Source organism: Edaphosphingomonas fennica (assembly GCF_003034225.1).
GTDB lineage: Bacteria > Pseudomonadota > Alphaproteobacteria > Sphingomonadales > Sphingomonadaceae > Sphingomonas_E > Sphingomonas_E fennica.
On record NZ_PHHF01000039.1, the window covers coordinates 21,184 to 28,628 of the forward strand.

The following is a 7,445-nucleotide window of genomic DNA, read 5'->3' on the forward strand; positions in this document are numbered from 1 at the left end:
CTGCCTTCGCTAGCCAACGGCGCGGACGATAAGAGGCAAAGGATTAAGAAAGTCGGATATTACGGATCACTTCTTGCGGAAGGCCGCGGCGGCGGCCCAGCCCAGCGCCACCGATACCGCCACCGCGACGAGGCCGTAGGTGAAGGACCAGCGATCGGCGACGATGGCGACGAAGCGTTCGAAGCCGGACTTGTCGATCTCGATCTCGCGGGTGGCGGCGGCGACCACCCGGCCGTCCTGGATCAGGAAGGTCTCGGCGGTATAGCTGCCCACCGGCACGCGCGCCGGGATGGCGATGCGGGCGCGGTAGAGCACGCCCTCGCTCACCTCCACGCCGTCCGGGCTTTCGACATAGAGGCCGCCGCGCCGCTTGAGATCGACCAGCCCCGCCTCGAACCGGCGCTGCGCCTCGGGCGTCTCGCCGCTGGCCGGGGAAAGCTGGATGTTGCGGAGGCCGAGTTCGTAGATGGCGGCGGTGCGATCGTCCACCAGCCCCTGCAACGGCCGGGAGGATGCGACCGCGTAGAAGGCCGGCACCGATCGGAAACGCGCATTTTCGGCATTCATCCAGACGCCGGCGATCTTCTGCTTCTCGCGCAGCACGATCGGTTCGGCGGGGCCTTTTACCACCACCACCACATCGGCCGGCTTTTCGGGCGCGCGGCCGCCGGGATAGACGATCGCGCCGAACAGCAGCAGTTCCGCGCCGGTGAAGCTGTAGATGATGTCGATCCGCCGCTGCGACACGTCCGGCACCAGCGACGGCTTGGCGGCGGCGCCCAGCAGCAGCGCGATCAGGGGCAGGAGGATGAGGGCGGCGCGGCGCTTCATAGCGGCTGGATCGTGTAGATCTCGTCCGGCCGCCAGCCGAGGCCCAGCGCCATCCGCACCGCCACCGCCAGCACGATGCCGGCGAGTGCCAGGCGCAGCCATTCGGGCCGCACCTTCATGGCGAAGCGGGTGCCGAGCTGCGCGCCCACGACGCTGCCGATCAGCAGCAGCACCGCCAGCACGATATCCACCGCCTTGGTGGTGGTGGCATGCACCAGCGTGGTGGCGGCGGTGACGAACAGGATCTGGAAGGAGGATGTGCCGACGACCACGCGCGTCGACATGCCGAGCAGGTAGATCAGCGCCGGCACCAGCACGAAGCCGCCGCCGACGCCGAGCAGCACGGTGAGCAGGCCGGTGCCGAAGCCCAGCAGCAGCGGCGCGATCGGCGAGATGTAGAGCCCCGATCGATAGAAGCGCCAGCGCATCGGCAGGGCCGCGACCAGCGGATTGTGGCGGCGCTGGCGCGGCGGGGCGGCGGCCTTGCCCCACAGCACGGCGATGCTCTGCGCGGCCTCGCGCGCCATCAATATGCCGATGCTGCCCAGCAGCAGGACATAGAGGATGCCGACGACGGTATCGATCTGGCCGCTGTCCTGCAGCGCGCGGAAGGCATAGCCGCCGGTGATCGATCCCAGCGCGCCGCCCGCCACCAGCACCCAGCCCATCTGGAAATCCACGCCCTGCCGGCGGTGATGGGCGAGGACGGCGGATACGCTGGCGCCGGTGATCTGGGTGGCGGAGGAGGCGACCGCGACGGCGGGCGGAATGCCGTAGAAGATCAGTAGCGGCGTGGTGAGGAAGCCGCCGCCCACCCCGAACATGCCCGAAAGGATGCCCACCAGCCCGCCCAGGCCGATGATGACGATGATGTTCACCGACAGGCCGGCAATGGGCAGGTAAAGGTCCATGCCCCCCGCTAGCCGATTTCGCCGTTCAGGTCATGTGCCAAGGCGGCGGAAGATCAGCCTAGCTTGCCGAACCTGGCCTCGAATCCGGGGATGTCGCCGATGGAGAGCAGCCGGGCCTGCTCGATCCACTGGTCGCGCCGCAGCCGGCCGGCGAAATTGCCCATGGCGGCATCCACCTTGTCGATCTGCGCCGGGGTGAGGGCGGCGAGCTGCGAATATTGGGTGATGCCGAGGCCGTTCAGCACGGACTGCGCCTTGGGGCCGAGGCCCTTCAGGCGGGTGAGGTCGTCCGGCGGATTGGGGGTGGTGTCGATACCCAGGAACTGGCCGGCGATATCGGCGGTGGCGATGGCGGCCGCATCGGTCACGCGATCATGATGCGGCTCGGCCCTGGGCGCGGGGGCTGCGGGCGGCGGGGCGGCGGGGGCGATCTTGGACGGTTCGGACGTCGGCGGCTCGATCGTTCCCGTGGCCTGCCGGCGCCCGCGCAGGACGAAGAATATGGCAAGGGCGGCGAGGATGACCGCGCCGATCGCGACCAGGAAATAATTGTCCATATGCTTCTCCGTCCCTTCCGCCTTCCGCTGCCTACGCTACCGTAACGAACGCCGCGCGGCCATCGCCGTTCCGTGCGCGGCTATTGCCCCTGCCGTTCGCGCGCCACCTCGCGCCAGCCGATGTCGCGGCGGCAGAAGCCGGTGGGGAAGCGGATCGCGTCCACCGCGCGATAGGCGGCGGCCTGCGCCTCCGCCACGGTCCTGCCCGTGGCGGTGACGTTCAGCACGCGCCCGCCATTGGCTACGATCCCGCCGTCGCGGATCGCGGTGCCGGCGTGGAACACCTTGGCGCCGCCGGCCTCGGCCGCGTCGATGCCCTCGATCGTGCCGCCCTTCTCCGGCGTGCCGGGATAGCCGTTGGCCGCCATCACCACGGTCAGCGCCACCGCGTCGGAAAGCCTGGGCGGGGCGGTTTCGCCCAGCCGCCCCTCGGCCACGCGGAGCATCAACTCCAGCAGGTCGCCTTCCAGCCGCATCATCAGCACCTGGCATTCGGGATCGCCGAAGCGGGCATTATATTCGATCAGCTTGGGGCCTTCGGCCGTCAGCATCAGGCCGGCATAGAGCACGCCTGAATAAGGCGTGCCGGCTGCCGCCATCGCCCGCACGGTCGGCTCGACGATCTCGGCCATGGCGCGCGCTTCCAGCGCCGGGGTCAGCACCCGGGCCGGGCTGTAGGCGCCCATGCCGCCGGTGTTGGGGCCGGTATCGCCTTCGCCCACCCGCTTGTGATCCTGGGCGGAGCCGAAGGGCACCACCGCCTTGCCGTCGGTCAGTGCGAAGAAGCTCGCTTCCTCGCCGGTCAAAAATTCCTCGATCACCACCTCGGCCCCGGCCTCGCCGAAGCCGCCGTCGAACATGTCGGCGATCGCCGCCTCGGCGGCGGCGGCATCCTCGGCGATCACCACGCCCTTGCCGGCGGCCAGCCCGTCCGCCTTGATGACGACGGGCAGGCCGAAGCGGGCGAGGCCCGCGCGCGCGGCATCGGCATCGGTGAAGCGGGCATAAGCGGCGGTGGGAATATTTTCCCGGGCGCAAAGGTCCTTGGTGAAGCCCTTGGACCCTTCAAGCTGCGCGGCGGCGGCATCGGGGCCGAACACCAGCACGCCGTTCTCGCGCAGCAGATCGCCCACGCCCGCCACCAGCGGCGCCTCCGGCCCGATCACGACCAGGCCGATATCCATGTCGCGGGCGAAGGCCAGCACGGCATGGGGGTGGGCCGGATCGATCGGCACCAGCTCGGCATGTTCGGCTATTCCCGGATTGCCCGGCGCGGCGTAAAGCTTGGTCAGCTTCGGCGATTGTGCGAGCTTCCATGCCAGCGCATGCTCGCGCCCGCCAGAACCCAGCAACAGGACTTTCATGAGCGATCTTCCCTTCGAACCTCAGCGGCTGTTAGCCGAGGAGGCGCCCGGCGACAATTCGCCGGCGATGAGCGTGTCCGAGCTTTCGGGCGCGCTCAAGCGCAGCGTGGAGGAACGGTTCGGCCATGTCCGCGTGCGCGGCGAGATTTCCGGCTTCAAGCGGGTCGCCTCCGGCCATTGCTATCTGGCGCTGAAGGACGACAAGGCCGTGATCGACGGCGTCATCTGGAAGGGCAGCGCCGGCGGCCTCGCCTTCCGGCCGGAGGACGGGATCGAGGTGGTGGCCACCGGCCGGCTCACCACCTATCCGGGCCGTTCCAAATATCAGATCGTCATCGAACGGATGGAGCTGGCCGGGCAGGGCGCGCTGATGCAGCTCCTTGACCAGCGGCGCCGGGCGCTCGCGGCCGAAGGGCTGTTCGATCGCGATCGCAAGCAGCCTTTGCCTTTCCTGCCGGGCGTGATCGGCGTCGTCACCTCGCCCACCGGCGCCGTGATCCGCGATATCCTCCACCGGCTGGAGGATCGCTGTCCCACCCGCGTCGTCGTCTGGCCAGTGCTGGTGCAGGGCGAGGGCGCGGCCGATCAGGTGGCCGCCGCCGTGCGCGGATTTGACGCCATGGCGCCGGATGGGCCGGTGCCGCGCCCCGATCTCGTCATCGTCGCGCGCGGCGGCGGATCGATCGAGGATCTCTGGGCCTTCAACGAGGAAGCGGTGGTGCGCGCGGTCGCCGGCTGCTCGATCCCGGTGATCTCGGCCGTGGGGCATGAAACGGATACCACGCTCTGCGATTTCGCCGCCGACGTCCGCGCGCCGACCCCCACCGCCGCCGCCGAGATGGCGGTGCCGGTGCGCGGCGACCTGCTATCCGGCCTGCGCGAGCTTGGCGTGCGCGCCGCGCGCTGCGCCAACCGCTATCGCGAGCGCGCGGGCGAGCGGCTGGAGGCGACGGCCAGGCGGCTGCCCGCGCCCGATCGGTTGCTCGGCCCCCAGCAGCAGCGGATGGACGATCTCGGCGAACGCCTGCCGCGCGGGCTTTCGCGCCGGCTGGCGGTGGCGCGCGGCGATCTCGCCCATGCCGCGGGCGCGCTCCGCCCCCCGCTCCTGAAGGCGCGGCTGGCGCGGGCCGGCGAGCGGCTGGCGGCGGTGCGTTTCCGCCCGGCGCTGATCGAGGCGCGGCTGGCCGATGCCGAGGCGCAGGTCCAGCGGCTGTGGCGGCTGGCGGAAGGGCTCAACCCCGAACGGCCGCTCGCCAAGGGCTATGCCTGGGTCGGCCGGCGCGGCGGCGGGGTGGTGACGACGGCGGCGCAGGCCAAGGCGGCCGGCGCGCTGACGCTCCATTTCGCCGACGGCAGCGTGGACGCACGGGTTGAGCGGGGCGGCCGGCCATCCTATTCTCCGGAAGAACCCGAACAGCCGAGCCTGCTCTGATGCGGGCCAGAGGAACCAAGATCCCATGTTGATGTCGCACGCCAACCGCCCCGCCCGGCTGCATTATATGGCCAATAATTTCCGCGTGCTCACGTCGGGCGATCATGTCGTCTGCGCGGTCTCGGGTGAGAAGATCCCGCTCGACAATCTGCGTTACTGGAGCGTGGCGCGGCAGGAAGCCTATGCCAGCGCGGAGATTTCGACCCAGGCGGCGCTTTCCGCGTGATCCCGGCCGGCGCCGCGCGACGGCTGCTTTCCCTCGCTGCGGCGCTGCCGCCCGCTTTCCTTCTCGCCGGCTGCGTGCCCGCCGCCCCGCCGCCCGCCCCGGCGGCGGCCGAACCGGCGCCGCCACCGCCCCCGGTCGCGCCGCTGTCCGGCCAGTTCCAGTTCCAGGGCGAATTCCGCCAGGGCGGGCTCGTCACCGGCACCGCGCCCGAAGGCACGGCGGTGCTGCTGCTCGATGGCCGGCCGCTGGCTATGGCGCCGGACCGGCGCTTCATCATCGGCTTCGGCCGCGACCACGGCCCGGCCGCGACGCTGGAGGCGCGGGGCGCCGATGGATCGGTGCTGCGCCGCCCGCTTGCGATCGCGCCGCGCCGATGGGATGTGCAGTCGCTTCCCACCCTGCCGCGCGGCACCACGCCGACGCCGGAATTCCTGGCCCGTCGCAAGGGGGAACTGGCGCAGATCGACGCCGCCCGCGCCGTCCAGTCCGCCACCGATGGCTGGCGCCAGCGTTTCCAATGGCCGGTGACGGGGCGGATCAGCGGCGTCTTCGGATCGCAGCGCATCTATGCGGGCGAGCCGGGGGCCTTCCATTCGGGCGTGGACGTGGCCCGCCCCACCGGCACGCCGGTGGTGGCGCCGGCGGACGGCGTGGTGATCCTGGCGGCGGCCGCGCCCTTCACGCTGGAGGGCAATCTGCTGATGATCGATCACGGCATGGGGCTGAACAGCGCCTTCCTCCACCTTTCCCGCATCGACGTGAAGGTCGGCCAGCGCGTGTCGCGCGGCCAGCTCGTCGGCGCGATCGGCGCCACCGGCCGCGCCACCGGCCCGCACCTCCACTGGAGCATGAAGTGGCAGGACGAACGGATCGATCCCGCCCCGCTCGCCGGGCCGATGCCGGCGGAGTGAAGGCGGGGCATCGCCCCTCTGCCGACATGACGAAAGTTTAATCCCCGCCGGGATTGACCCTCCGGCACGGCGGGATCATGTCGCGCCCACGGCCCGCATGGGGCGGAGCCGTTTCGTCGAGGTCCCCGATCAGGGTCATGTCCAGCAACGATCATAGTCGATCGACCGTGCCGCAAGGGCCGTCGCTGAGCTGACTCCGGCTCACGCGCGCGACGGGCCTTGCGGCCGGTCGCAAGCGAGGTGAGCCATGAACAACGCGATCCGTTTCTTCGCATTCCATCTGCGTCGCGCCCAGCCGCAGCGCGATCCCAACGAACTGTTCAACGAAGGGCTCACCTTCGGCGAACGGCTGGCCGACAGGGTTGCCGCGGTCGGCGGCTCCTGGGGCTTCATCATCGGTTTCTGCCTGTTCCTGGCGGGCTGGGCGGCGATCAACACCGTCCTGCTCGTCGCGCACGCCTTCGATCCCTTTCCCTTCATCTTCCTCAACCTGATGCTGTCGATGCTGGCCGCGCTGCAGGCGCCGATCATCATGATGAGCCAGAACCGCCAGGCCGCGAAGGACCGGCTGGAAGCGCGGCTGGATTATGAGACCAACCAGCGCGCCGAGGCGCAGATCGCCCTGCTTTATGAGGAAGTGCTGGCGGTGAAGGACCAGCTTCGCCTGCTTTCGGAACGGGCGGTCGAACGCGCCTGAAGGCGGCCGCCGGGGCGGTATCGCGATGTCAGCGCGAACCGCCCCGCGCCAGCCGTCCGCCCAGCCAGCCCAGCAGCGGCAGCGAGGCGAGGAAGGCCAGATGATACCAGGCCGGAAAGCGCTGCCACAGCATGTAATGGATGGGGAGGAACATGAGAAGGAGGATCGCGCCGGCGATCGTCGCCGCCCGCACGCCGCCGATCCGGGCGGCGAGGAAGCCGCTGCCGATCGAGCTGGCCGCGCTCACCAGCAGCCGCGCGGCCATCATCGCCAAGGTGAAGGCCATCGCCTTCTCCACGGCGGCATAATCCGGCCAGCCGTGGCGCAAGGCGAGGTTCAGCAGCGTCGCAAGAACGAACCAGCCCAGGATGCCGGCTGCCGTGCCGCCAATCAGCCTCGCCATGGCCTTCTCCCCTGAAAGCAAGCGCCGCCGATATTAGGGCCGGGACTCATAACCACCATGTGATGGCGGCGGCGAGGTGGATGCTGCCGAGGAAGACATCGGCGCGGCGGTCA

At 70.2% G+C, this 7,445-nt stretch carries 9 protein-coding genes; 4 read left to right on the forward strand and 5 right to left on the reverse strand.

Translation table 11 applies throughout. The features are described from left to right. Positions 1-66: 66 nt before the first annotated feature. The 4 genes from CV103_RS08765 to purD all read right to left on the reverse strand — a co-directional run bounded on the left by CV103_RS08765 (position 67) and on the right by purD (position 3,663). Complete coding sequence (locus tag CV103_RS08765) at positions 67-831, reverse strand: TIGR02186 family protein (RefSeq protein ID WP_107394673.1); 765 nt, start codon at positions 829-831, stop codon at positions 67-69. Further along, positions 828-1,742: a sulfite exporter TauE/SafE family protein gene (locus tag CV103_RS08770; RefSeq protein WP_015458533.1), complete on the reverse strand. Its 915-nt coding sequence runs from the start codon at positions 1,740-1,742 to the stop codon at positions 828-830. The genes CV103_RS08765 and CV103_RS08770 overlap by 4 nt, the downstream gene beginning before the upstream one ends. A 53-nt stretch (positions 1,743-1,795) precedes the next feature. Next, a complete protein-coding gene (locus tag CV103_RS08775) occupies positions 1,796-2,299 on the reverse strand; it encodes a hypothetical protein (protein ID WP_015458532.1) in 504 nt (167 codons plus the stop codon). 80 nt (positions 2,300-2,379) lie between these two features. Next, entirely contained in the window at positions 2,380-3,663 is a 1,284-nt protein-coding gene (purD, locus tag CV103_RS08780; protein WP_107394674.1) for a phosphoribosylamine--glycine ligase, read from the reverse strand. On the opposite strand from purD, the gene xseA reads away from it, so the two are divergent. The 4 genes from xseA to CV103_RS08800 all read left to right on the forward strand — a co-directional run bounded on the left by xseA (position 3,662) and on the right by CV103_RS08800 (position 6,929). Further along, positions 3,662-5,095 carry an exodeoxyribonuclease VII large subunit gene (gene xseA, locus CV103_RS08785; RefSeq protein ID WP_107394675.1) on the forward strand — a complete coding sequence of 478 codons (1,434 nt, stop codon included), beginning with the start codon at positions 3,662-3,664 and terminating at the stop codon, positions 5,093-5,095. The genes purD and xseA overlap by 2 nt on opposite strands. A gap of 25 nt (positions 5,096-5,120) precedes the next feature. Then, positions 5,121-5,321, forward strand: coding sequence for a DUF2093 domain-containing protein (locus CV103_RS08790; protein ID WP_015458529.1), 201 nt, complete (start codon positions 5,121-5,123; stop codon positions 5,319-5,321). Then, positions 5,318-6,232, forward strand: coding sequence for a M23 family metallopeptidase (locus CV103_RS08795; RefSeq protein WP_107394676.1), 915 nt, complete (start codon positions 5,318-5,320; stop codon positions 6,230-6,232). Before CV103_RS08790 ends, CV103_RS08795 begins: the two co-directional genes overlap by 4 nt. 247 nt (positions 6,233-6,479) lie before the next feature. Then, positions 6,480-6,929: a DUF1003 domain-containing protein gene (locus CV103_RS08800; protein WP_107394677.1), complete on the forward strand. Its 450-nt coding sequence runs from the start codon at positions 6,480-6,482 to the stop codon at positions 6,927-6,929. A 28-nt stretch (positions 6,930-6,957) separates the two neighbouring features. Here CV103_RS08800 and CV103_RS08805 read toward each other — a convergent pair whose 3' ends face one another. Then, positions 6,958-7,332 carry a hypothetical protein gene (locus tag CV103_RS08805; protein ID WP_107394678.1) on the reverse strand — a complete coding sequence of 125 codons (375 nt, stop codon included), beginning with the start codon at positions 7,330-7,332 and terminating at the stop codon, positions 6,958-6,960. Positions 7,333-7,445 lie beyond the last annotated feature (113 nt).

Bases quoted from the DNA above. Each gene is read 5' to 3' on its own strand.
- CV103_RS08765 (WP_107394673.1), bottom strand. From the start codon at position 831: ATGAAGCGCCGCGCCGCCCTCATCCTCCTGCCCCTGATCGCGCTGCTG.
- CV103_RS08770 (WP_015458533.1), bottom strand. From the start codon at position 1,742: ATGGACCTTTACCTGCCCATTGCCGGCCTGTCGGTGAACATCATCGTC.
- CV103_RS08775 (WP_015458532.1), bottom strand. From the start codon at position 2,299: ATGGACAATTATTTCCTGGTCGCGATCGGCGCGGTCATCCTCGCCGCC.
- xseA (WP_107394675.1), top strand. From the start codon at position 3,662: ATGAGCGATCTTCCCTTCGAACCTCAGCGGCTGTTAGCCGAGGAGGCG.
- purD (WP_107394674.1), bottom strand. From the start codon at position 3,663: ATGAAAGTCCTGTTGCTGGGTTCTGGCGGGCGCGAGCATGCGCTGGCA.
- CV103_RS08790 (WP_015458529.1), top strand. From the start codon at position 5,121: ATGTTGATGTCGCACGCCAACCGCCCCGCCCGGCTGCATTATATGGCC.
- CV103_RS08800 (WP_107394677.1), top strand. From the start codon at position 6,480: ATGAACAACGCGATCCGTTTCTTCGCATTCCATCTGCGTCGCGCCCAG.
- CV103_RS08805 (WP_107394678.1), bottom strand. From the start codon at position 7,332: ATGGCGAGGCTGATTGGCGGCACGGCAGCCGGCATCCTGGGCTGGTTC.